The 23,668-nt window shown below is 59.5% G+C and carries 24 protein-coding genes; 12 read left to right on the forward strand and 12 right to left on the reverse strand.

Going from position 1 to position 23,668, the window contains the following annotated elements; translation table 11 throughout:
• Window positions 1–55: 55 nt before the first annotated feature.
• The 3 genes from lipB (at window position 56) to BJ985_RS04690 (ending at window position 2,918) form a co-directional block, all read left to right on the forward strand.
• Window positions 56–859: a lipoyl(octanoyl) transferase LipB gene (lipB, locus tag BJ985_RS04680; RefSeq protein ID WP_179386746.1), complete on the forward strand. Its 804-nt coding sequence runs from the start codon at window positions 56–58 to the stop codon at window positions 857–859.
• 127 nt (window positions 860–986) lie between these two features.
• A complete protein-coding gene (gene lipA, locus BJ985_RS04685; protein ID WP_005327094.1) occupies window positions 987–2,051 on the forward strand; it encodes a lipoyl synthase in 1,065 nt (354 codons plus the stop codon).
• An 81-nt stretch (window positions 2,052–2,132) separates the two neighbouring features.
• On the forward strand, window positions 2,133–2,918 hold the full coding sequence (locus BJ985_RS04690) for a DUF4191 domain-containing protein (RefSeq protein WP_179386747.1): 786 nt from the start codon (window positions 2,133–2,135) through the stop codon (window positions 2,916–2,918).
• A gap of 76 nt (window positions 2,919–2,994) precedes the next feature.
• Here BJ985_RS04690 and BJ985_RS04695 read toward each other — a convergent pair whose 3' ends face one another.
• Window positions 2,995–3,468, reverse strand: coding sequence for an RDD family protein (locus BJ985_RS04695; protein WP_005328129.1), 474 nt, complete (start codon window positions 3,466–3,468; stop codon window positions 2,995–2,997).
• A gap of 118 nt (window positions 3,469–3,586) precedes the next feature.
• On the opposite strand from BJ985_RS04695, the gene glnA reads away from it, so the two are divergent.
• From glnA to BJ985_RS04720, 5 genes are all read left to right on the forward strand, one after another.
• Window positions 3,587–5,020, forward strand: a complete 1,434-nt coding sequence (gene glnA, locus BJ985_RS04700) for a type I glutamate--ammonia ligase (protein ID WP_179386748.1) — start codon at window positions 3,587–3,589, stop codon at window positions 5,018–5,020.
• A 337-nt stretch (window positions 5,021–5,357) separates the two neighbouring features.
• Window positions 5,358–6,263 carry an Abi family protein gene (locus tag BJ985_RS04705; RefSeq protein WP_179386749.1) on the forward strand — a complete coding sequence of 302 codons (906 nt, stop codon included), beginning with the start codon at window positions 5,358–5,360 and terminating at the stop codon, window positions 6,261–6,263.
• Between the two features lie 172 nt (window positions 6,264–6,435).
• On the forward strand, window positions 6,436–7,407 hold the full coding sequence (locus BJ985_RS04710) for a TDT family transporter (protein WP_179386750.1): 972 nt from the start codon (window positions 6,436–6,438) through the stop codon (window positions 7,405–7,407).
• An 18-nt stretch (window positions 7,408–7,425) separates the two neighbouring features.
• Complete coding sequence (locus BJ985_RS04715; protein WP_005324418.1) at window positions 7,426–7,635, forward strand: hypothetical protein; 210 nt, start codon at window positions 7,426–7,428, stop codon at window positions 7,633–7,635.
• Window positions 7,635–8,009 carry a hypothetical protein gene (locus BJ985_RS04720; RefSeq protein WP_005324416.1) on the forward strand — a complete coding sequence of 125 codons (375 nt, stop codon included), beginning with the start codon at window positions 7,635–7,637 and terminating at the stop codon, window positions 8,007–8,009. The genes BJ985_RS04715 and BJ985_RS04720 overlap by 1 nt, the downstream gene beginning before the upstream one ends.
• Window positions 8,010–8,011: 2 nt before the next feature.
• Here BJ985_RS04720 and BJ985_RS04725 read toward each other — a convergent pair whose 3' ends face one another.
• From BJ985_RS04725 to thrC, 4 genes are read right to left on the reverse strand one after another with little or no spacing between them, the layout of a single operon-like run.
• Window positions 8,012–8,557, reverse strand: a complete 546-nt coding sequence (locus tag BJ985_RS04725) for an NUDIX hydrolase (RefSeq protein ID WP_179386751.1) — start codon at window positions 8,555–8,557, stop codon at window positions 8,012–8,014.
• 29 nt (window positions 8,558–8,586) lie between these two features.
• Window positions 8,587–9,420: a trypsin-like serine protease gene (locus BJ985_RS04730; RefSeq protein ID WP_179386752.1), complete on the reverse strand. Its 834-nt coding sequence runs from the start codon at window positions 9,418–9,420 to the stop codon at window positions 8,587–8,589.
• A complete protein-coding gene (locus tag BJ985_RS04735; protein ID WP_179386753.1) occupies window positions 9,398–9,544 on the reverse strand; it encodes a hypothetical protein in 147 nt (48 codons plus the stop codon). The genes BJ985_RS04730 and BJ985_RS04735 overlap by 23 nt, the downstream gene beginning before the upstream one ends.
• Window positions 9,545–9,547: 3 nt before the next feature.
• Entirely contained in the window at window positions 9,548–10,990 is a 1,443-nt protein-coding gene (gene thrC, locus BJ985_RS04740; RefSeq protein ID WP_179386754.1) for a threonine synthase, read from the reverse strand.
• A 39-nt stretch (window positions 10,991–11,029) separates the two neighbouring features.
• Between thrC and BJ985_RS04745 the strand changes: the two genes are divergently transcribed.
• On the forward strand, window positions 11,030–12,337 hold the full coding sequence (locus BJ985_RS04745) for an MFS transporter (protein WP_179386755.1): 1,308 nt from the start codon (window positions 11,030–11,032) through the stop codon (window positions 12,335–12,337).
• Between the two features lie 14 nt (window positions 12,338–12,351).
• On the opposite strand, the gene BJ985_RS04750 is transcribed toward BJ985_RS04745, so the two are convergent.
• The 6 genes from BJ985_RS04750 to BJ985_RS04775 form a co-directional block, all read right to left on the reverse strand.
• Window positions 12,352–13,059 carry an AAA family ATPase gene (locus BJ985_RS04750; protein WP_005324405.1) on the reverse strand — a complete coding sequence of 236 codons (708 nt, stop codon included), beginning with the start codon at window positions 13,057–13,059 and terminating at the stop codon, window positions 12,352–12,354.
• 10 nt (window positions 13,060–13,069) lie between these two features.
• A complete protein-coding gene (locus BJ985_RS04755) occupies window positions 13,070–13,288 on the reverse strand; it encodes a hypothetical protein (protein ID WP_040425194.1) in 219 nt (72 codons plus the stop codon).
• Between the two features lie 145 nt (window positions 13,289–13,433).
• Window positions 13,434–13,883: a hypothetical protein gene (locus tag BJ985_RS04760; RefSeq protein WP_236587100.1), complete on the reverse strand. Its 450-nt coding sequence runs from the start codon at window positions 13,881–13,883 to the stop codon at window positions 13,434–13,436.
• Between the two features lie 10 nt (window positions 13,884–13,893).
• The gene (locus tag BJ985_RS04765; RefSeq protein WP_179386756.1) at window positions 13,894–14,238 is read right to left on the reverse strand and encodes a Cgl2226 family protein; all 345 of its coding nucleotides are present in this window, start codon (window positions 14,236–14,238) and stop codon (window positions 13,894–13,896) included.
• 97 nt (window positions 14,239–14,335) lie between these two features.
• The gene (locus BJ985_RS04770) at window positions 14,336–17,407 is read right to left on the reverse strand and encodes a bifunctional [glutamine synthetase] adenylyltransferase/[glutamine synthetase]-adenylyl-L-tyrosine phosphorylase (protein ID WP_179386757.1); all 3,072 of its coding nucleotides are present in this window, start codon (window positions 17,405–17,407) and stop codon (window positions 14,336–14,338) included.
• 7 nt (window positions 17,408–17,414) lie between these two features.
• Window positions 17,415–18,752 carry a glutamine synthetase family protein gene (locus BJ985_RS04775; RefSeq protein WP_150850861.1) on the reverse strand — a complete coding sequence of 446 codons (1,338 nt, stop codon included), beginning with the start codon at window positions 18,750–18,752 and terminating at the stop codon, window positions 17,415–17,417.
• A gap of 192 nt (window positions 18,753–18,944) precedes the next feature.
• On the opposite strand from BJ985_RS04775, the gene BJ985_RS04780 reads away from it, so the two are divergent.
• Together BJ985_RS04780 and BJ985_RS04785 are read left to right on the forward strand one after the other, a co-directional pair.
• On the forward strand, window positions 18,945–20,003 hold the full coding sequence (locus BJ985_RS04780; protein ID WP_005324399.1) for a DUF2786 domain-containing protein: 1,059 nt from the start codon (window positions 18,945–18,947) through the stop codon (window positions 20,001–20,003).
• A 136-nt stretch (window positions 20,004–20,139) separates the two neighbouring features.
• A complete protein-coding gene (locus BJ985_RS04785; RefSeq protein ID WP_179386758.1) occupies window positions 20,140–21,876 on the forward strand; it encodes a CYTH and CHAD domain-containing protein in 1,737 nt (578 codons plus the stop codon).
• 59 nt (window positions 21,877–21,935) lie between these two features.
• On the opposite strand, the gene BJ985_RS04790 is transcribed toward BJ985_RS04785, so the two are convergent.
• Window positions 21,936–22,124: a hypothetical protein gene (locus tag BJ985_RS04790; protein WP_179386759.1), complete on the reverse strand. Its 189-nt coding sequence runs from the start codon at window positions 22,122–22,124 to the stop codon at window positions 21,936–21,938.
• A 259-nt stretch (window positions 22,125–22,383) separates the two neighbouring features.
• Here BJ985_RS04790 and BJ985_RS04795 point away from each other — a divergent pair, with 259 nt between their 5' ends.
• The gene (locus tag BJ985_RS04795; RefSeq protein ID WP_179386760.1) at window positions 22,384–23,658 is read left to right on the forward strand and encodes a galactokinase family protein; all 1,275 of its coding nucleotides are present in this window, start codon (window positions 22,384–22,386) and stop codon (window positions 23,656–23,658) included.
• Window positions 23,659–23,668 lie beyond the last annotated feature (10 nt).

Raw genomic sequence — 23,668 nt, forward strand, 5'->3', positions numbered from 1 at the left:
CACGCGCATCCTCCCGCTTTGCTTTGCCTACCGCACCAGAGGAAACTTTGAGGCTATGACTGCACCACGCGATCCTTTCTTCCCCGCCGAGCGCTCTATCCGCGCCTCCGATAAGCCACTAGAGGTCCGGTTCTTGGGCCGGATGGACTACCAAGAGGCGTGGGACTACCAGGCCGAGGTAGCGGCCGCCCGCGCCAAGGGCGAGCAGGGCGATGTGGTGCTCGTGGTTGAGCATCCCAATATCTATACCGCCGGCAAACGCACCCAGCCAGAGGATATGCCCGATAACGACCTGCCCGTCATCACCGTGGACCGCGGCGGGCGCATCACCTGGCATGGCGAGGGCCAGTTGGTCATCTACCCCATTATCAAGCTGGCTGAGCCTGTCGACGTCGTCGACTATGTACGCCGCTTGGAGGAAGCCACCATCCAGACGGTCCGCCAGATGGGCGTGACCACCGCTGGACGCATCGACGGCCGCTCGGGCGTTTGGGTTCCCTCCACCACGCAGGCCAAGGATCCATCCGCGCCGAAACGCGACCGCAAGATTGCCGCGCTCGGCATCCGCATTACCCGCGGGGTGACCATGCACGGCTTGGCGCTCAATTGCTGCAATACGCTGGACTATTACGACCACATTGTGGCCTGTGGCATCGATGACGCCGACGTGACCACCCTGTCTCTAGAACTGGGCCACCAGGTCAGCCTCGAGGACGCCACCCAGCCGCTGTTGCAAGCGCTGGACGACGCCCTCTCGGGCCGCCTCATCGTTGCCGACCACACCTTCGGCTCAGCCCCGGATCCCACGAAGCTGGCTAATGAAAGGGCACGGGAGAGGCGTCGGCAAGCGCAGCAGTAGCCCTCGTTCGGGGCTGGCGCGGAATAGGATGTGACCGCGGCGACATATACCTAGAAGAGCTATTAGCCATCACCACCGTCAACCGATAAAGTGAGTTTTTGTGACTGTAAAGCCTGAAGGACGCAAGATGCTCCGCATTGAAAAGAAGAATGCGGAGTCACCCATCGAACAAAAGCCACGCTGGATTCGCAACCAGGTCCGCACCGGCCCGGGCTACGAGGACATGAAGTCCCGCGTGGCCGGCGCCTCCCTGCACACCGTGTGCCAGGAGGCAGGCTGCCCGAATATCCACGAGTGCTGGGAATCCCGCGAGGCTACGTTCCTTATCGGTGGCGATAAGTGCACCCGCCGCTGCGACTTCTGCGATATTGCCACCGGCAAGCCGGAAGAACTAGACCGCGACGAGCCGCGCCGCGTGGCCGAAAACATCCGGGAAATGGACCTTAACTACACCACCATTACCGGCGTTACCCGCGACGATCTTCCTGATGAGGGCGCTTGGCTCTACGCCGAGGTCGTGCGCAAGATTCACGAGCTCAACCCGCATACCGGCGTGGAAAACCTCACCCCGGACTTCTCTGGCAAGCCGGACCTTCTGGAAGAGGTCTTTGAGGCCAAGCCAGAGGTCTTCGCCCACAACCTGGAAACCGTGCCGCGCATCTTTAAGCGCATCCGCCCGGCCTTCCGCTACGAGCGTTCCCTGGACGTTATCCGCCAGGCCCACGACTATGGCCTGATTACCAAGTCCAACCTGATTTTGGGCATGGGCGAGACCGAGGATGAGGTCGAGGAAGCATTGCGTGACCTGCGCTCTGCTGGCTGCGATATCATCACCATCACCCAGTACCTGCGCCCCGGCCCGCGCTTCCACCCGATTGAGCGCTGGGTGCGCCCAGAGGAATTCGTCGCCCATTCCAAGCTGGCCAAGGAGCTCGGCTTCGGCGGCGTCATGTCCGGCCCGCTGGTGCGCTCGTCCTACCGCGCCGGCCGCCTCTACGTGCAGGCCATGGAAAAGCGCGGCTTCGAGCTGCCAGAAAACCTCAAGCACCTGGCTGAGACCTCCCAGGGTGCCACCGCCCAAGAGGCCTCCACCCTGCTGGAGAAGTACGGCCCCTCGGAAGAGACTCCCGTGACCACCCGCATGGCCAAGACCCCGGCTAATGCGAATTCGGCGGCGGCCACCATCCGCTAAACCGAACGTTTTCATAACGGCCTGCGCTTTTCGCGTGGGCCGTTTTAACATTTATGCCCGTTGACCTTTAAAGTAGGAGCCATGGCGAAAGATGACAAGGCAGCACTAAAGGCTGCAAAGAAGCAAGAACGCGCGGCCAAGCGCCAGCAGCGTAAGCAAACCTGGTCCCAAATGTGGCAAGCATTCAATATGCAGCGCAAGCAGGATAAGGCGCTTATCCCCATCATGCTGGGTGCCTTCCTGGGCATGGGCTTGCTCTTCTTCCTCATTGGCCTGCTTTTTAGCGGCCAGTGGTTCATGCTCATCCTCGGCTTGGGCATCGGCGCGCTGCTCGCCATGTTCCTCTTTACCCGCCGCCTTGAACGCGATATGTACAAGCGCGTGGAGGACCAACCGGGCGCTGCCGGCTGGGCGCTGGAGCAGCAGCTGCGCAATACCGTGGGCATCGTATGGTCCGTCAAGACCGGTGTGGCCGCCACCCGCCAGCAGGATCTTATCCACCGCGTCATCGGCAACGCCGGCGTCATCTTCGTGTGCGAGGGCAATAAGAACCGCGTACGCCCCACCTTGAACCAGCTGAAGAAGCGTGTAGACAAGATCGCCGGCGGCGTTCCCATCTACGAAATCTTCGTGGGCAACGGCGAGGACGAGGTTCCCGTATCCAAGCTGCGCAATAAGGTCATGAAGCTGCCACGCAACTTCAATAAGAACGAAACCTACGAAAACATCCGTCGCATCGAGGCCATGGATTCCATGCCGGGTACCACCCCAGGTATGCCCAAGGGTCCAACGCCCCACCAGGCGCAGAACATGGCCGGCATGAATCGCCGCATGCGCCGCGCCCAGCAGCGCAAAAAGAATAAGTAGGGCGCCTAAAGCGAATCCCTGCTACACCGTCTACGGCGTAGCAGGGATTTTCTTATACCCAGAAAAGTCGGGCACCTTAGGAGCGAATGACGATGGTGCCGGTGGCGCGGTCGTGCATGCCGCGTCCATCCGCATCAACCATGGCCGCTGGGAACAGCACACCGGTAAGCACTGTGCGCAACGCCGCGCGCCATAGGCCCACGTGGGCACCGGGGACATCGAGTCGCGCCACGCCCATCCCCAGCAGCAGCATGCCGGGGGTGCGGGCAAAGAGCCAACCACACACGATTCCCATGATGACCCACAGGGCGTAGCCCAAGAAGGCCACGCCACCAAGTTCCGTGGTGAACATGTGGATCAGGTTGGCAATGAGCATGCACACGATCCAGTCAATGGCCACGGCGCCGGCGCGGCGGCCAACGGGGGCCAGTGACCCCGGCCCGGACTCCGGAAGGCCGAGCTTTTCGCCCGGCCAGCGGCCGGGGCCTTCCATGTCATCGTATTCGCCCGGAATATTCGGCCCGTCGAGCCACGTACGCTTATCTGCCATGCTCACCAATCTAGCGGGCACAAAGTGAGATGTGAAACGAGGGGAATCGCGATGCCTCGGGTGCGAACCTAGTAGGCTATAGAGAGACAATTCACCGGTCAACAACGAGGAGACAAACGTGTCTTTCGAGACAGTGCAGGACATCGTCCAATTTATTAAGGACGAGGACGTAAAGTTCGTCGATATCCGCTTTACGGACGTCCCAGGCACCGAGCACCACTTTTCCATCCCAGCAGATGAGTTCACCGTAGAAGATGCCGAAAGCGGCCTCGCTTTCGACGGCTCCTCTATCCGCGGATTCACCACCATCGATGAGTCCGATATGACCCTGCTGCCGGATCCAGCCACCGCGCATATCGATCCGTTCCGCACGGCCAAGACCCTGAACATCAAGTTCTTCGTCCACGACCCATTTACCTTTGAGCCTTTCTCCCGCGACCCACGCAACATCGCGCGCAAGGCAGAAGAGTACCTGCAGTCCACCGGCATTGCCGATACCTGCAACTTTGGCGCTGAGGCCGAGTTCTACCTCTTTGACTCCGTGCGCTTTGGCACCGACGTACAGCACGGCTTCTACGAGGTGGATTCCGATGAGGGTTGGTGGAACCGCGATAGCGAAACCAACTTCGACGGCACCCCGAACACCGGCTACAAGACCCGTATGAAGGGCGGCTACTTCCCCACCGCGCCGTATGACAAGCACGGTGAGGTGCGCGACGCCATGGTAGAGAACCTGCAGAAGGTTGGCTTCGATGTCGAGCGCTTCCACCACGAGGTCGGTGCCGGCCAGAATGAGATCAACTACCGCTTCAACTCCATGTTGCACGCGGGCGATGACATCCAGACCTTCAAGTACGTGGTCAAGCAGACCGCGGCACAGTGGGGCAAGACCGCAACCTTCATGCCTAAGCCGCTGGCTGGCGATAATGGTTCCGGCATGCACGCCCACATGTCCCTGTGGAAGGACGGCAAGCCTCTCTTCCACGATGAGGCTGGCTACGCAGGCCTTTCCGATATCGCCCGCTACTACATCGGCGGTATCCTCCACCACGCCGGTGCAGTTCTTGCGTTCACCAACCCGACGCTGAACTCCTACCACCGCCTGGTGCCAGGCTTCGAGGCTCCGATCAACCTGGTGTACTCCCAGCGCAACCGCTCGGCCGCTATCCGTATCCCGATTACCGGTTCCAACCCGAAGGCCAAGCGCATCGAGTTCCGCGCACCGGACCCATCCGGCAACCCGTACTTGGGCTTTGCCGCCATGATGATGGCCGGCATCGACGGCGTAAAGAACCGCATTGAGCCGCACGCTCCAGTTGATAAGGACCTCTACGAGCTGCCGCCGGCAGAGGCTGAGTCCATCCCGCAGGCACCGACCTCCCTCGAGGCTTCCTTGAAGGCCCTGCAGGAGGATATGGACTTCCTCACCGAAGGCGATGTCTTCACCGAGGATCTCATCGAGACCTACATCAACTACAAGTACGAGAACGAGATCAACCCGGTTCGCCTGCGTCCTACCCCGCAGGAATTTGAAATGTACTACGACTGCTAGAGCTACGCTTGCCGACGCCCCCTCTCGCCACCGGCTTTCCGCCTTCCTAGGCTCCCTAATTGCTGAGTGCCGATTGGGGGCCTTGCAGATCTATGTGCACTTTGGCTTCAGAAGTTTTGCACCCAACATTGACAAGCGCCCTCGGTTCTTGGCGGTGCCCCACTCCTTGTTGTTTGACTATCGCAGCGTTTTCAGATGCATGGCACTTGAGCAAAACCTTGCGCAAATGATTACTAAGATTGCGCATTTTGCGCTATACTTTAGTCAATCGATACCCCCTCCAAGCTTCCCATAGGAACAGCTCAATATGAGAGGGGGGCTTTGCTATTCTGAAGCAATGAACCGCAGGAAGAAGTTCCTTAGCATTGAAGAACAAGTTAGTTTAATTCAACGCCGTGGGTTAACCCTTCCTTCCGAAAAATCTGCTAAAGATTTCCTTGAGCGTCAAAATTACTACCGCTTTTCGGGCTACATGCGGTACTTCCAAGAAGACATAGCCGGTGACGAAGCCAGATTCTTTCCTGGCACCCAGTGGGATGAAATAGTTAATATCTACCGGTTGGACATCGAACTTCGTTCTCTTCTTCTCCGCGGGCTCCAAGAAGCAGAGCTTGCTGCCAGGACGGCCTTTGCGCTCAGCGAAGGTGAAATCCATTCTCCTTATGAGAAGTATCTTCAGCCCACTGCTTACCGGCGCCCACCAAGTCCGGCCATGCGGCCCACACACGATCTAATTATCAGTGAGCTCAAGCGGTCTAAGGAACCATACCTCCATAAATACCAAAAGGACTCAGGGTCCGACACTGAAAGGTGGGTTTACGATGTTCCAATTTGGGTGGCCGTCGAGGCATTGTCCTTTGGTACGTTGTCGAAAGCGATAAGCTTCCGAAACGACCACAACCAGGTTTACGCAAAGACTTGTTCCATTCTTGGCGTAAAGAAACAATATTTGGCGCGCCAATTGCGCTCTTTTACATTCGTGAGAAATAAGTGCGCTCACTCAGCTCGGTTATGGAACAGTTTCGTCTTGGACCAACCTGCAGTATCCAATGCTACGAAGCGGCGTGCTGAGAAAGTTTTAGGTCAAAATTACGGCGAGAACTCGCTACTAGCAGTAATTGTAGCCCTTGATAACTTTCTCTTCCTTACAAATTCGTGGGTTGGATTTTTGGATGAGTATATGAAGCTGGTCGAACGAAATCCGGATTTCCACCAAGGTATAGCGAATCCTCATCATTCATAGCCTCCTTGCTGTATGAACACGCAATGGTATTCCAGCCCTTTTCTTGCGACCCCAGACACACATTCACGTGGGTTTGACCCCCGCCCCTAAATGCACGCTTAGCGAGAGTTCTCACCAGCAAAAACGACAGCAAAATTCTGATAACCCGACCGAAAGAAATTAACATGTGGGTGTGACTAATAGATTCCGCCAACTCCCAGCCCCTGGCCCCGCGTGGGGAGGCAGCCTCATGGGCACCTCCATCGTCTCGCGCCTGCTCGTGGAAGAAGGCATGATGATCCTGGCCGGCATTTTTGCCGCCATCGCGTGCGTCATCTTTGTCGTTCTCACCGCGGGCTTCTTGCGCTACCGCCACCCCAGCTTTGAGCGCACCACTATGGCGGAGTGGTCGATGTTTTTCATCGGAATCTTGGCGCTCGGTGCCGCGCTTTCCGGTCTGACGGATATCCCTACCTTCCGTCTCGTGGGCTTTTGGATCGGTGGCCCGGTTACGGTTATTACGTGGGCTATCCAGCTCACGCGCTTTCATGGCGAGCCGAAGTTCACCTGGGGCCTGCCGCTGGTCGGCCCTATGATTTCGGCTTCCGTTTCCGGTTGGCTGGCTAATGATTACGGCCCGCTCTACCACGTGATGGGTACGGTATTTTTCTTCATGTCCCTGGTGACGGCGGTGCCCACCTTCGCCCGCGTGTACTGGGCGGCATGGCACGGCAAGGTGGATTTCACCGGCGCCAAATCAGCCACCGCATGGGTCCCGCTAGGCGTGGTGGGCCAGTCCACCACGGCAATGCAGATTCTCTTCCCCGGCACGGTGTCCATCTATTACGGCGTTACGGCCCTTATCATCGCCATTCCACTGTCCATCTACGCGATGTTTACCTTCTATCCCAATGTGGCTCGGTGGGTTCCGTACTCCCCGGCGTGGTGGTCTTGCACGTTCCCGCCGGGAACCGTGAGCATGGGCGGCCACCAGCTGGCATTAGTCAATGGCTCCGAGCTTATCGACGCCATTGCGCTCACCATCCCCGTCCTCCTCACCGCACACTGGATGCTGTGCTCCACCCGCTTCCTCAGCTGGGTGTGGGAAGGAAAGAAGGAAACCGGCCCTGAAGAGCCACTTATTAAGTCTGGGCCCAACAGGTAGCAAGGAGGCGCAGCCACTATGCGAGACGCCAGCTTCAAACGAGGAAAGCGCCGCAAAGGCCGCCGCACGCGTGAGGCGCGACCGCGACGCGAGCACTGGAGCAGGGAATACGCAATCTATGCGGAAGATTCCTGGGGCATAGATGACTTGGGGCCCGAGGGCGGCGAGAATTCCGTGCGCGCCTATTCCGGCGGCCGCGCAGATGGTAACTGTCGCCGGCGCCGCTGATGCTTAGCTGCTCCCCCATCACCTTCATCGCTTGGGATCGCGCCAACCTGGCTGCGGTGAGAGACGTACTCGCCAGCCTGCAGCGAGACGGCATCTACCTGCGCCGCGGCCGCCTGCTCTTGGAGACGTCCTGGCTTGGCTCAGGCGCGCGGGACTTCTACGCCACTGCATGGCGCTGGGGCGCACAGGACTGCCCGCTCCTTTATGACCTAGCCCGGCGCGGGAAGCTCTTGCTTACTATCAGCGATACCGTGATTTCCTGCGGCAGCAAGGACGACATGGCCGATGCGCGCGCTGGCATTGCACAAGAACTCATCGCCGCCCAGAATCCGCAGCAGTTGTGCGGGCTGCTTGCCGACGCCGCAGAAGACTAGCCCTAGAGCCCCGGTCGTTCGCTGCGCTTCATCCAGCCCATGCGCGGGGCAAAGCCGCGGGGATGCTTCATTTGGGCTACGGCGTCGGCAATCATGAGGCGGTGGCGGCGCGACACGCTATCGGGAAGCTTCGCCACGGAGAACCACCCAGCCTCGGTATTTTCTTCGTCGCTAATGACCGGCTCTGCGCCTTCCGCTACTGATACGCGCAGTGCGGTTCCCATAAAGGTGCACTCATCCCCGTTGGGGTAGGTCACGGGGCCGGACTGTCCCACGCCCAATAGCGCTTCCACCTTAGCGTCGAGACCGACTTCCTCTTTGATTTCTCGCAGCGCGGTGGTAGTAATTTCCTCGCCTGGCTCGCAGATTCCTTCCACCGGGGTCCACGTACCGTTATCGGAGCGCTTTACTAGCAGTACGGAGGGGACTTCCCACAGCGCGGCGTCTGCCGGAACATCGCGGATGATGATGGCGCTGCAGGCTGGCACAAAGATCTGATCGTGGCCAATCTTTTCGCGCAGCTGAACAATAAAATCTGGAGTCGGCATGCCACCTAGCGTAGACCAGTGCGGCGCACTTAGGCCATGGGTCCCAAGACCTCTTTGGCTAGAACCTGAATATCGGTGGCCAACGTGAAAGACAGCTCCATGTCCGTCTGCGTGGTCTCGCAGGTGTGGCCTTCTTCGAGGCGTTGCGTCGTTCCGGAGACCACTCCCACGATGGTTTGTTCTCCTTCTACTTCGCCATACACCGGACCACCGGAGTCGCCATTGGTACTGCATACGCGCGCCCTAGCGGCGATCGAATCCCGCTGGAGTTCCCCCGAGTTCAGCTGCGCCATCGCCGCACCATGGATAAGCGTGCCACAGGTCTCATCAGTCACGCGGCCAAGCTTGCACATATGAAGCGGCAGGTGAGCCAAGGACGTGGCGACGCTATTTTCTACCGCACCGGGGACGTAGTAGTCAGCGCTGCCGGTGATCTCGATAAAGGCCACATCGAGGTCGTGGCTGTCTTCGGCATAAAAATCAGAGTAGATGACCTCGCCGATAGGCTCGGCGGGGTAGCTAAAGTCGCCGTCGGCAGTGCCGGCCCAGACCTTATCGCCGGGTTTGCCGCAATGGGAAGCGGTGACGGCGATCGTGCGGGCGTCGGCAAGCGTAAATGACCACGCCGCGGTGCAAGACTGGTAGTTGAAGTAGGCACCCGGCTGCGGTTCATCGCCGGAGAGATCCAAGGCGGTGCCCGGAGCGAGCGGCGCCGTGGCCGGGGAATAGGACTCATTGGGAATGAGGTTTTTAGAAGACAGGGCGGAGAAACTTGGCTCTTCCCCACCCCGCACCGGGCTGCAGGCCGCAAGGAACGCGGCCGTGCACGCTACAAAGACGCTAGTTGCTCTCCGCGTCCGCATCCCCGACGTTGTCCTTGTTCTCTTCTTCCGCATCCATCTCCGCCTGGGCTTTGAGATCGCGGATGAACTTTTCCGGATCAAACTCGGTGTAGTGTTCCGGGCCGGCAAAATTTTCTAGGGCCATGGTCTAAACCTCCGTTTTCTGAATCGACGTGGTGATGTAATCCTTGACCGCCGCGGCATCATTAGGCAAGTCCTTGACGTGCCGCTCAGTATCGAGGATGCCGGCAAAGCGTTCGGGCGGCTCGGGGGCGGAGCCGATGGCTTCCGTGATGGTCTCAGCAAACTTCACCGGCAGCGCAGTCTCTAGACACACGATTGGCGTTTCTACGCCCTCGCGCTGTGCGCCGCGGGCCACCTTGATGCCGTCGGCCGTGTGCGGATCCGCCAGGTAATCAAAGCGCTCGTGCACGTCCTTGATGGTGGCTAGGCGATCGGCATGGCTGGAAGAACCAGACAGGAAACCATAGTCTTCGCGGGCAGTGGCAATCTTCTCCTGGTCGATGCTAAAGCCGCCCTCTTTCACCTTAGTGCCGAAAAGCTCCGCGGTTTCGGCTGCATCGCGGCCGAGCAAGTCAAACGCAAAGCGCTCAAAGTTCGAGGCGCGCGAAATATCCATCGACGGCGAAGAGGTTGCCATGGTCTCTGCGGCTGGGCGCGGCCGATAGTTGCCGGTGCGGAAGAACTCATCCAGTACGTCGTTCTCATTGGTGGCCACGATGAGGCGATCAATGGGAAGGCCCATCTGGCGAGCGATGTGGCCGGCGCAGATATCGCCAAAGTTACCGGTGGGAACACTAAAGGAAACCTTCTGATCGGCGGTTTCGGTGACCTTGAGCCAGCAGGAGATGTAGTAGACCACCTGGGCCATCAGCCGTGCCCAGTTAATGGAATTGACCGCGCCGATGCGGTAGGCGGCCTTAAAATCAGCATCTCCCGATACCGCCTTGACCACATCCTGGCAATCATCGAAGACGCCATCGAGAGCGATGTTGAAGATATTCGGGTCATCCAGCCCAAACATCTGCGCCTGTTGGAAGGCCGTCATCCGGCCGGCTGGGGTGAGCATAAAGACGCGAATGCCATGGCGCCCGCGCATCGCATACTCTGCAGAGGACCCCGTATCGCCGGAAGTAGCGCCCAGAATATTGAGGGTCTCGCCGCGGCGGGCGAGCTCATATTCAAAGAGCTCACCCAAAAGCTGCATGGCCATGTCCTTAAATGCTGCAGTTGGCCCTTCGGATAGATGGCCGATGAAAAGGCCCTCGCCTAGTTCGGTGACGGGAACGATTTCCGGGTCCGCGAACTTAGGGCTGGTATAGGCGCGGGCGGCGATGGCCTCGATGTCTTGCGCTGGAATATCGTCAATGAAAAGCTTAAGTACCTCGGCCGCAAGCGCCGCGTAGCCTTTGTCCGCTAGGAGCCTGCGCCATGAATTTAAAGTGGCGGAATCTAGCTGTGGGTAGCTCTCCGGCAGGTATAAACCGCCATCGGGGGCAAGCCCGCCGAGGAGAATATCTGTAAAAGATGCGGGCTGACGGGCGGTATCGCGGGTCGAAATGTACTTCACACAAAAGAATCTTAGTAGTTAAGGCGTAAGGTATCAGCCATGTCGCAGCCGAATCCCAGAGAAGTCATTACCACTCAGGCTTTAAGCATTTGGGTAGCCGCCATGGCGGTCTACCTCGTAGCGATTACCGGCCGTACCTCTTTCGGTGTGGCTGGTTTGGATGCCATTGAGCGCTTCGATGTCGACGCCGGTCGTATCGCAGTCTTTACCTCTGTGCAGTTGGGCGTGTACGCCCTAGCCCAAATCCCCACCGGCATCTTGATTGATAAATTTGGCCCCCGCCTACTCCTCGTGGTCGGCGCCGTTATTATGGGTGTGGGCCAAGTGGTGCTGGGCTTTACCACCAGCTATGGCGTTGCCATTGCCGCGCGCGTGCTCATCGGCGCGGGCGATGCCACGGCATTTCTCTCCGTGATGCGCATCCTGCCCTATTGGTTCCCGCTGCACCGTACGCCTATGTTTACCCAGGTGACGTCGTCGCTGGGGCAGATGGGCCAGTTCATTTCCGCGGTTCCCTTCCTGTGGTTGCTGGGTGCGGCCGGCTGGACCGCCGCCTTCGTCACCCTTGGCGCGGTAGGCATCCTGGTAGCCATCGCCGCCATCGTGGCGGTAGCAGACTCACCAGAGAAGTTGGGCATTATCCCCACGGAGAAGGAACCACCCAACTCGCAGGCCACCAGCATCCCGGCCCGCCTGAAAGTGGTATTCCGCTCCCCGGTGGCCTGGCAGGCTTACTTCATCCACTACATCGGCATGCTCCCGCTCATCGTCTTTGTCATGCTGTGGGGCATGCCCATGATGACGCAGGGCATGGAGATGTCCAAGGCCAAGTCCAGCCTGGTGCTCACCTTGCTGGCGGTGTTCTTGGTCTTCGTTGGCCCCTTGCACGGCAAGATTTCCTCCCGCGCGCAGCATGTCCGCCCATGGCTTAGCCTCGGGTTTGTCGCGGTTCACGTACTTGCGTGGTTGCTTTTCTTTGCCTTTGGCACCGACAGCGGTTTGGCCGCAATTTTGGTGGTGTCCTTCATTACTGCGCTCTGCACGCCAACGGCCAACTATGGCTTCGATATCGTGCGTGAGCGCATGGACCGCTCCGTGGTGGCCACCGCTACGGGCCTAGGCAATATGGGCGGGTTTACCTCCGGCATGTTGGGTGCGCAGCTCTTCGGCATGGTCTTGGACCACTCCTCCGACGCCCCTGATTACTCCATGCCGGATTTCACTGCCGCCGCGGCTGCGGTGCTAGCCGTTTGGGTAGTAGGCATGATTGGCGTGGTCATCACCCACTTCCTTCGCCGCCGCGCCGGCGAAGACGGGCCTTCTGTCACCATCGTGGAGGTTTCCTAAAAGCCCTCGGATGTTTACTCCGGGTTGAGGATAAAGCGAATGGTCCCCTCAGGGTCTGCCAAAAGCTCCCGAGTAGCCGCCACGGCTTCCGCTTCATCGAAGGCGATGCGTTCAAAGCCAGTATCGTTGAGCTCCACAATGTCCGCACCAGGGCAGGCAAGAAGAATCGGCGAGTGCGTGGCGATGATGACTTGCGCGCCGCGGTCAACCGCTAGGGCAATTTCCCCTACGAGGGCTAGTTGCCGGATAACGGACAGCCCTGATTCTGGCTCATCAAGGATGTACACGCCTTGGCCATTGATGTGCTCGTAAAGCAGGTCGAAGACGGATTGTCCGTGCGAGCGGCGGGACAAATCCACATTCTGAGAAAGAGTCGAACGGCCGCCACGTTCGGCCGCTGAATCCCCACGTCCAATCAAGTACTCGTGCTTTTCGGCGCGCAAGAAGTAGGCGCGCTGGATAACTTCCTCTGTATCGCAGCGAATGGGGCTACGAGGAACGATTTCATCTGGGTCGTCCATCCGGCCGCCCGCAGGTGAACAGCCCAAATCGCTAGCCACGCCAGCGAGCAAGCTCGATTTACCAATGCCGTTTTCTCCTACAAAGACGGTGACGGGGCTTCGCAGCTTGAAGCTGCCCAAATCAGCTAAATAGTCGAAGACGGGCAGCTCGGCGCGGTAGTCATCAGGCTTAAACTTCAGGCTTAGGGCATCAACCAGCATGGGCCCTAGGTTAATTCAGTTCATCGAGTACGCGCAGCGCATCTTCCTGCGCTGCCGCCGCGCCAAAGTTTTTCAGGTGGCCACCCAAGTCGCCGGCCGGAACTGACTGGGCGATGGTATCGGCCGGCACGGTATTGACGGCATAAGCCACCCCTACCCCGCCGGTGATGGGGATGGCAATGGCGGCGAGTACTCCCGCCGCGGTCGACAGCGTGGTCTTGAAAGTCATAGTCTCCTCCAGAGGCTTCGGCACCGAGCACCCTGCCCGTTACCAATTTGTGATGTTTTACCTTAGGAAGAGTTACTGCCAAGGCCATGCCGCCTAGCTGCGGGTTGCCTGAATTTTCGCGCCCAGTTCGCGAGGAAATAAAGGGCTAGTTTGCTGGATAGCTCTCGGCCACGATGCCATCGCTGGCCGGCATCACAAGGCCTCGCTCAAATGCTACGAGGACTGCCTTTTCATCTGATTCGCTGATGTCACCAGACTCCACCGCACTGTTGAGCTCGCGCTCGAGGTAGACGCGCACATCGGATTTGCCGTTTTCCGTCTGGGTAATATCCCGCGGGACGGAATTGAGCGGGATGCCCAGCGCCTTCGCCAGGGAGGTCACGCGGTTGGCGTCGGTGGAATCATCGGCCTTGATGTCACCATTGACCTGTGCGGGCATGTCTTCCTGAACCACGCCACCAGCCACGGCCTCGCCCACCGTCTTCGTCCCCTTGGGGGGATTATCGCGATTGGTAGCCCACACCCCGACAGCGATAGCCACGATGACGGCCACGGCTACAAAGGCCCACAGGTAGATGAGCTTATGTCGATACACTCCGCTGATTTTAGCCATGGTAACCAGCGCCATCGCCAAAGGAACCGTAGTCATTGCCGCGGGGGTTCTCGCCGCGATCATTGAGGGCGTCGATGATGGAGCGGATGGTGGCCTCTCCTATGCGGTCGGCGCGCCCCCACGAGCGAGGGGCCTGGCGGGAATTGTGCGGTGCTGATTCTGGCCGCGGCGGCACTGGCTTTTCCTCCCGCGGCGTGGAGACCTCGATGGTCAAGGTGGTGCCATCAAGGTGGAGAGCGTCACCGTCGCGCACGCCCGCGGCACGCGCCGCGGAAAGCAGCGCGGATAGTTCGCCCACCGTGGCGTTGTCCACATCGAGTTGCAGCTTAAAAGACATAACTAGCCAGTCCTTTCCTATTCCCATCCCACTTTAGAGTCCGAAAGTGCAAAAAGTAAGGCCACAATGCGCACATCGGGGACTTTCAAGGCTAACTCTAAGAATGCTCGAAGGATTCCTCCTCGCCCCAGAAGACCTCATCTACAACCTTCCGGGCATGGCGGGTAAGTTTCAGATAGTTTTCTAAAAACTCTTGGTTCTCCTCCGGCGGCCAGCCGGCGGCACCGGCTACCTGGGCCAGCTGCGGGCCGGGCCCGGGCAACTGGTCGACGCGCTTGCCGCGCACGAGCACCAATGCATTGCGGGCGTCGGTAGCCATAAGCCAGGCCTCGCGCAGATCCGAGACTTGCTCGGCAGACAAGATTGCGTTCTCCTCTAAGGCATCGAGCACGCGCAGTGTGGACGGATCGTGCAGTTGGGCATACTCGTGGGCATGCATCATGGTCAGGAGCTGCACAGTCCATTCAATATCTGAGAGCGCACCGCGCCCCAACTTGGTATGAGTATTACGGTCCGCACCGCGCGGCAGACGCTCATTGTCCACGCGCGCCTTCATGCGCCGGATATCGCGAATGGTCGAGGCGCTCGCGCCGCCTTCTGGGTAGCGGAAGCTATCGACCATGGATATAAATCGCTCGCCTACTTCCCTATCGCCAGCCACGAAGGCCGCGCGCAACAAAGCCTGCAGCTCCCACGACTCGCCCCACTCGCGGTAGTAGCGCTCATAGGAGGAGATGGTGCGTGCCACCGCACCAGAACGGCCCTCCGGGCGCAGGCCCAAATCGACGTCCAGTGGTGGGTCGCCTGAAGGCTTAGACAGGCGGCGCCGAAGCTTATCGACGATCCCGATGGCCCACTTCACGGCCTCCCCTTCCGCACCAGAGTCATCGGCCGGTTCGCTGGGTTCTGCCACCACAAGCACATCCGCATCTGAGCCAAATCCCAGCTCCATGCCTCCCAAGCGGCCCATGCCAATGACGGCGATGCGCGCTGGCGGCTCTGCATCTTCGTTGGCAAGGCGCCACGCGCGCACCTCGGCGCGAAGTGCAGCCTCAAGGACGGCATCCCAAATTGTGGATAGCTCATGACATACCTGCTTGACCGGCATGAAGCCCAGCAAATCCGCACTGGCGATGCGGGCCAGCTCCACTCGGCGCAACGAGCGCGCCACCGCCACCGCTTTATCCGGGTCGGCGTGGCGCTTGCTGGAATTAACTAGCGCCTTGGAAACCTGTTCGGGCTTGGTTTCTAGCAATTTGGGGCCAGTGGCGCCGTCGGAAAGCTGCTTGACCGAATCCGGTGCGCTAATAATCAGATCAGAGGTAAACGGCGAGGTACCCAGGATATGCATGAGCCGCTGGCCCACAATTCCTTCATCGCGCAGCATGCGCAAGAACCACGACCTATCGTTCGCGGCCTCCGAGAGCTTGCGATAATTCAACAGGCCCATATCGGGGTCTGCGGTATCAGCCAGCCATTCCATCAAGGTTGGCAGCAAAATCGCTTGGATGCGTGCCTTGCGCGAGGTTCCCGCCGCCAAGGAGGTCAGGTGCTCGAATGCGCGCTCGGGGTGGTTATAGCCCAACGCGGCCAGCTGCAGCTTGGCGGCCTCCGGCGAAAGCTTGAGCTCATCGGCGGACATGGTGACCACGGAATTAAGCAGCGGCCGGTAGAACAGGCGCGAGTGCAGCTCGGAGATCCGCAGGCGGATACGGCGCAGGTGCGACAGCATGCGCTCGGCCGCCGACTTGGTGCCCTGTGGATAAAAGCCGGCGATGCGCGCCAGCCATTTCATTCCCTCTTCATCGTCCTTTTCCGGCAGCGTGTGCGTGCGGCGGAAGCGCTCTAATTGCAGGCGGTGCTCGAGCAGGCGCAGAAACTCATAGGCTTCAATGAGCTGGGTGCCGTCCTCGCGGCCGACGTACCCCGCTGAAATCAGCGCCTCCAGCGCCTCCACCGTGGAAAGCGCGCGCAGCGTCTCATCGGAGCGACCATGGACCAACTGCAGGAGCTGGACAGCAAATTCGATATCGCGCAGGCCGCCCACGCCCAACTTGAGCTCGCGGTGCTTGAGCTCCTCGGGAACATTGGCCAGCACGCGGCGGCGCATGGCCTGTACGTCCTCAACAAAGGACTCGCGCTGCGACGCCGTCCACACCATCGGTCGGATCTGGTCCAAATAGTCCTGGCCTAGCGGGAGGTAGCCGGTCATAGCGCGCGCTTTAAGGAGCGCCTGGAATTCCCACGTCTCCGCCCACCGCTTGTAGTAGGCCACGTGAGATTCCAAGGTGCGCACCAATGCGCCTGACTTTCCCTCGGGGCGCAGGTTCGCATCCACCTCGAAGAAGGTGGTGGATCCAATGCGATTAAACTCCGCCGCCAGCCGCGTGGCTCGAGGGGTTGCCTCGCTGCCGACGAAGATGACGTCCACATCGGAAATATAGTTCAGCTCGCCTGCGCCGCACTTGCCCATCGCCATGACAGCCAGCTGTGCATCCAAGGGGGCATCGCCGTAAATGGTGCGCACGGCACAGGCAAGGGAGGCGGTCAAGGCGGCGTCGGCAAGCGCGGTGGTCAGCGCCGTAATCTGGCGAAATCCTACCTCCGGCTGCAGCTTGGTCTGGCCCTTGCGTGAATGGAAGGTACCCGCCACATCGCAGGCGGCAATGCGCATCATCAAAGTGCGGTACGTCGTGCGCAGCGCCTGCTTATGCTCCCCCTCGCCGGCGCGGTAGGTGCCCGGCGCGCTCAAGTCTTTGCGCGCCGGATCGGGACGGTCAATGTCCTCCGCAAAGTCCGCGGGCTCGGCATCGACGGCACCGAGCAGGCTTTGCAGCATCTCTTCAGACTGTGGAAGAGGTTTTTCTAGTTCTCGCCACAGCTCAGGGTGCGCCGCGAGGTGATCGCCAAAGGCAGTCGACGCACCCAGTAGTGCGAAGAGGCGCACGCGCAGAGTTTCATTGGAACGCACGGCATCATCGAGCTCAGGGGCTTGTTCATAGATGCGGATCAGGTTATTGAGAGCCAGGTCAGGGTCGCCCACGGCAGCGAGGGTCCACAACAGATCCACCGATTCCGGATTCTTCCACCCCAGCTGCTCAATATCCTGGGCAGCATGCGGGCGAGTAAGGCCTAGTGTGGCCGGTGAAGGCACAGCAGCAGGACGCATTTTTCTCCTAGAAGTTCAGGTTATTGCGCAGCTCAAAGGTGGTGATTTGGCTCTGATAGTGATGCCACTCATCCCACTTGGAGCGCAGGAAGAACTCAAAGACGTGCTCGCCCAGGACTTCTGCCATGAACTCTGATTTTTCAAATTCTCGCAAGGCCTGATCCAAGCTGGTGGGTAGATCCTTATAGCCCATCGCGCGGCGCTCGCGACGAGTGAGCTGGTGGACATCGTCCTCGGCCGGATCATCGAGCTCGTAGCCCTCGCGGATGCCTCGCAGGCCAGCCGCCAATAGCACCGCATAACCCAGGTAGGGGTTCATCGAGGCATCAATGGAACGGATTTCTACCCGGCGCGATTCTTCCTTGGTCAGCCGGTAGGTGGGAACGCGGACCAGCGCGGAGCGATTCGATACTCCCCAGGTGGCTGCGCCCGGCGCCTCGTTGCCGAACATCAGGCGCTTATAAGAATTGGTCCACTGATTCACAATCGCGGACATCTCCGTGGAGTGCTCCAGGATGCCGGCGATGAACTGCCGGCCGGTCTGGGACAAAGAGAATTCATCGTCCGGATCGTGGAAGGCATTGGATTGGCCTTCAAAAAGGCTCAAGTGGGTGTGCATGCCTGAACCCGGCAGGTGCTCGAAGGGCTTAGGCATGAAGGTGGCGCGCACGTTGGAATTGGTGGCCACCTGCTTGATCACATGCCGGAAGGTCATGATGTTATCGGCCATGGTGAGCACGTCCGCATGGCGCAGATCAATTTCTTGCTGGCCCGGCGCGGTTTCGTGGTGGCTAAACTCCGTGGCGATTCCCAGCGATTCCAGTGCTAGCATTGCCTTCCTGCGGAACAGCGGGGCGGTATCGTGTGTTGCTTGGTCGAAGTAACCGCCGTTGTCCGTGGGCACCAAGTCGGTGAGTTCGCGGCCGCGCTCGAAAAGATAGAACTCGATTTCTGGTGAGGCCATGCAGGTAAATCCATCGTTGGCGGCCTCGGTTACCTGGCGGCGCAGGATATGGCGCGGGTCCACCATGGAGGGCTGGCCGTCTGGCTGCGCGATATCGCAAAACATGCGGGCCGATTGCAGGTCCGGCTCGTCCATATCAAAGGGCAGAATCTGGAAGGTAGAGGGATCTGGCAGCGCGATGGTGTCAGACTCAGAGATGCGAGAAAAGCCCTCTACGGAAGAACCATCAAAGCCAACACCTTCTTCAAAGGCCGATTCCAACTCGGACGGGCTCATGACCACGGATTTGAGGGCGCCCAGAATATCCGTAAACCACAGGCGGATAAAGCGGATATCGCGTTCCTCAACGGTGCGCAAGACAAATTCGTGTTGGCTATTCATGCTTTAGACCTTACCGGCTCTCCCCCGAGGGATGTGCAGTTCATGCGACAGTTTTTCCAGGGCGAAATGTGCAGGTCGCAAGAGTATCCAGGGGGTGGCTAGCGGGGGCTTTTCCGGCAGGATCCAGCGTCAGCGCATGCTTTGCTAAGTGGGCAAGCGAACACACGTACACCTCTTAAAGGACGAAACTTTATGACCACCCACTGCGATGACCTTTCTGCTCACGTAATCGAACGCCTCATCACCGCCGCACAACAAGGTTGGGCGCCGGCGGACCTAGAACACGTCTTAGGTCCGCACGCCTACCCCATTATTTACCGTGCGAGCCCCCATGTACCGGCACGAATTACCTCCCCTGCGCTGCGCAAAGCATGGCTCCAGATGGCCCCTCCGCAGGAGAATTTCATTCCGCGCGATAAGCTGCGCGCCATTATTAAAGAGCTCATCCACTTGCCAAGGCTGCGCGATACGGAGCTTCTAGCCTCCGGCGAATCCTTGCGGGAGGATGGGCTTAGCGATAAGCAACGCAAAATCCGCGAAAAGGTGCTAGGCCTTTTGCGAAAAGCGGAATCTACCAGCTTTGAGGATGAGGCCGAGGTCCTCATCTCTAAGGCACAGTCCCTGCAGCAGAAGTATCGCATCGAGGATCTCCTTACCTCCGAGCTACCTGATCTTATTTCCCACCGCGTGCACATCCACCCGCCGTATATCAAGCACCAGGCTTCCCTGTTAAGCACTATCTCTGACGCCAATGGATGCACTACTCTCCTTATTCATGACAAGGGCTTGGCCTGCGTGATTGGCGCTCCTGCCGACGCCGCCCATTGCGCCGACCTCTTCGCCTCTCTTAACCGTCAATGCGATTGGTTCATGCGCAATGGTGACGGCGCAGAAATTGCCCGCGCTACGGGCTCTACCGCCGCCTATCGCCGTAGTTTCCGGCTCTCTTATGCCGCCCGCATTGGTGAATTGCTCACTCAAGCAAATGAGGATGGCATCGCAGATAACCTGCGGGAGTCGCAGTACTGCTCACACCATGCAGAGACTGTAGCCACCCAAACCCTTCCGGCACTGCAGGCGCGCACCGATCATGCCATCGATACCCGCAATCGTCTCTTCCCCAACCTGACGGAAATGTCGCTTTCCATGAACAGCATGCACGGCATCAACGATGGCATTGCCGCTGCCGATAGATCTCACTTAGGCGGCGATTCTTCCGGAATCGGTCCGGTCCCCGAAATCACGCAGTAATTCTGCCCTGCTCAAGGCCATTCTTCCTTCCCGTTCCCTGCTAGCGAACGGGGGCGAGGAGTGGCACCGCAGCGAATGCTTAACGGGTAAGATCACCGGTGAGATTTATTTGGTCTAGAAAGTAAAAGGTACGTGAATGTCTACACAGTCTTTTCTCGAAGTTGAAGCGAAATTCTCCGTAGCCGAGTCCACTCAGCTCCCTGAACTGACCCGCCTCGAGGGAGTTGACCACGTTGCAGACACGCGCCACCACGCGCTTTCTGCCATCTACTACGACACCGAAGACCTCCGCCTCACCCACGCAAAGGTCACCCTCCGCCGCCGTACCGGTGGCAATGATGATGGCTGGCATATCAAGATTCCTAGCGAGGCTGGCCGCACCGAAATCCATGCCGAGCTGGGTGAACCTGTCGATGGCCGCTACGAAGTACCGGAGGAGCTTCTCCACCAGGTTCGCTCCATTATCCGCCACAACGAACTCACCCCGATTGCGCAGGTAGACAACAAGCGCACCGAGATGGTCCTAGCGGATGCCGACAATAAGCCGGTAGCAGAATTCTGCGATGACCACGTCACCGCCTTTTCCTTCCTTCCAGGTGGCCAGCAACAGTCGTGGCGCGAGTGGGAAGTAGAGCTCGCTGGTGAGCTTCCTGGCACTGAGGAAGGTACGCAATTCATTCGCCGTGCCACTTCCCTGCTTATCGGTGCCGGTGCGCGCGTTTCTTCCTCCCCATCCAAGCTGAAGTCTGCTTTGGGCGATTCCTACACCAATGCCCCGCTGCCTCCAGCCCTGGTATCGCCGGATGTGGACCCAGACTCCCCTGCCGCGGCCGTCATCACCGCGCTGCAAGCCAACCGCGACAAGCTAGTTGATTATGATCCTCGCGTGCGCCGCGATGAGTGGGACTCGGTTCACCAGATGCGTGTTGCCACCCGCGAACTGCGCAGCCACCTGCAGACCTTCCATGGCATCGTTGTCGGCCCAGAAATCGACAAGATTGAAGCCGATCTCAAGGAACTTGCCGGCATCTTGGGCGTTGCTCGCGATGCGGAAGTTGTGGAAGAGCGCTGGCAGAAGCTGCTGGAGTCCGAAGATTCTGACACCTTGGATGACTCCACCCGCGAGCACATTGCGCAGGATATGGGCAACGCCTACCGCCGCGCGCACCGCCGCGTTATCGCAGCTCTTGATTCCGAGCGCTACCTTGAGCTGCTGGAGTCTCTTGATCGCCTGCTCGCAGACCCGCCAACGGCCGATAAGCAACAGGATTCCGCCCCAGCAGCAAGCGAGGCGGAGCAGCCGGAGGAGCAGTCCCCTGCGGAAGAGGACGCCGCTGCTCCTACCGAATCCAGCGAGGACAGCGCACCTGCTGCAGACAAGGCCGAAAAGAAGCCAGAGAAAAAGAAGTCCAAGGACAAGTCCGCCGACATGGACACCGTGATGGCGCAGCACCTTGAAAAGGCCTATAACAAGCTGGTCAAGCGCCATAAAAAGGCCGTGGAGAACTGGGATAACCAGGAACTGTCCCTGCACGAGCGCGAGGATTATTTCCACGATATGCGCAAGGCAGCAAAGAAGCTGCGCTATGCGGCTGAAGCAGCTGGTTCTGCCACCAGCCTCAAGACCAAGCGCCTCTACAAGGCCTGCAAGCAGATGCAGTCGGTGCTCGGTGACTTCCAGGATTCCGTGACCTCGCGCGATAAGCTGCTCGAGTTGGCAGAGTCCGCTCGCCGTCGTGGGGAGAATACCTTTGGCTATGGCCTGCTCTACCAGCGCGAGCGAACCATTGGCCTAAAGGCTCTCGATGATTACGCCGAGTCTTTCAAAGACATCAAGGCCGCGTTTAAGCCGCTGCGCAAGAAACTAAAGTAGCCGCGCTTCCCGGGCAGGTGCTGGGAAACACGGCTTAGAAAGAGTTGGCTGGGAGTTATTTACTTCCAGTCATCTTCTTCGTCTGCGGCATCTGCCGCTTCATTGCGGGCTTGGGCGATTTCGATGGCGTTTTCTGCCTCTTCGCGGGTGTCATACGGGCCCATCCGATTTTCCCAGCCAGAGGTCTTGCCTTGGCTAACTTCCTTAGTGGTGGGATCAAAGAACCACTTCTGGTCTGCATCGCTCATGAAACTATCCTCTCAGTCGTAGCACCAGCGGCACCGGCTAAGTGCCGCCGCTGATATGGTTTGTGCCCACACTACCCACGCTGTCTCATCGATGCCCGCTAGAATGTGGGGCAGCACAATTCTTTTATACGATTCCATGTCGTATTCCCCGCCACCGCGCGAATAGGTGGCGGGCGTTCGTTGCTTTAAACGCGCCACCGCGTGCGCAGGGCAACGAAGACTACTGGTCCCAGAACCTGGAAAAGGAGCTTTAGCACCCATGCCACTGTGGTCAACGCCTGCAGAGCCCGTAGCCGAGCGCGCCGCCCGAGCACATACCGAACTGACAGGCAGCGCTCCAACGCATACCGCCAGCGCGCCGGCAACGTGGTCCCTTATTGGTGAACATATTGACCACTTCGGCGGCATTGTCGCCATGTGTGTGGGAAAGTTGCGCGCTGCAGCGGCGGTAGGCCCGCGCACCGACGGCGTGGTGGCCGTCCATTTCCACCCAGCTCAGGGCGAGACTGCTCATGACTCGATTAGCTTGCAGGCGCTTGCAGAGCTGGCAACGGCGCAACAGCCCACCACGGATGCGGAAGGCCAGCCTGTTATTCCGCCGGCACCACAAGGTGGGTTGGCGGCCCGCGCGGGTGGCATTGTCCACACGATGATTAATCGTCAGTTGCTCTCCCGAGAGACGGCGGGTGCGGATATCACCATTGCCACGGATATTCCGGAGGGCGCGGGTGTGGGCGCGGATGCCGCTGCGGACGTCGCGGTGGCGCTCGCGCTCATGGGCGCGGATGCGGACCTCGATGCGCCGTTGAGGGCCCGGGTGGCGGATGTCTGCACCCAGGCCGTTTCGACCTTCGCAACGCGGCCGCCACTGCGCGCACGGCACAGCGCTGCGCTGCGCAGCACGGGTGAGGGCGTGTGCATCATGGACTACGCCGATGGTTCTGTCACCCACGCCCCGCACGTGGTGGGCCGCGAGATGTCCGCCTTTGCGGTAGCGGTGCCCGAAGATTTTTCCGCGCAAGAGGAAAAGGCCATCGCCGATATCCGCCAGCGCCAGCGCTTTATCGATGATGCGTGCCACTCCTTTGGCACCGATTCGCTGCGCCTGCTTCCCGACGCCCAACAGCGCGTCCTCGACTGGCTCAAGGCCGTGCACAAGGTCTACGGCGAGGAAGGCCGCCCGAGCATCAGCGCCGCCACGGAGTGGATGGCCTTTTATGAGGAAGAAACTGAGCGCGTAGAAAAGTTTGCGCGCTGCCTGCGCTCGCACCGCGGCGCGGAGCTCTTCCCTATCCTGTTGCAGTCGCAGTCTTCCTTGGCCAATATCTACGGCTTGGATTCGGCAGAAAAACTCGCCGAATTGGTCACGGTTCGCGGTGCCGTAGCGGGTCGCTCGGCGCATGCCGGTACCTCCAACGCGGTCATCGCTTATGTTCCGGCGAAAAGCGCGCACAATTTCGCAGCCGACTTGGCGGAAGACGGCCTTCTTGTAGTTGAGCTGCAGCCAGGCGAGGCCGCCCGCGGCGAAGGTTAGGAGCCTTGCC

The sequence above is a fragment of the Corynebacterium tuberculostearicum genome (genome assembly GCF_013408445.1).
GTDB classification, from domain to species: domain Bacteria; phylum Actinomycetota; class Actinomycetes; order Mycobacteriales; family Mycobacteriaceae; genus Corynebacterium; species Corynebacterium tuberculostearicum.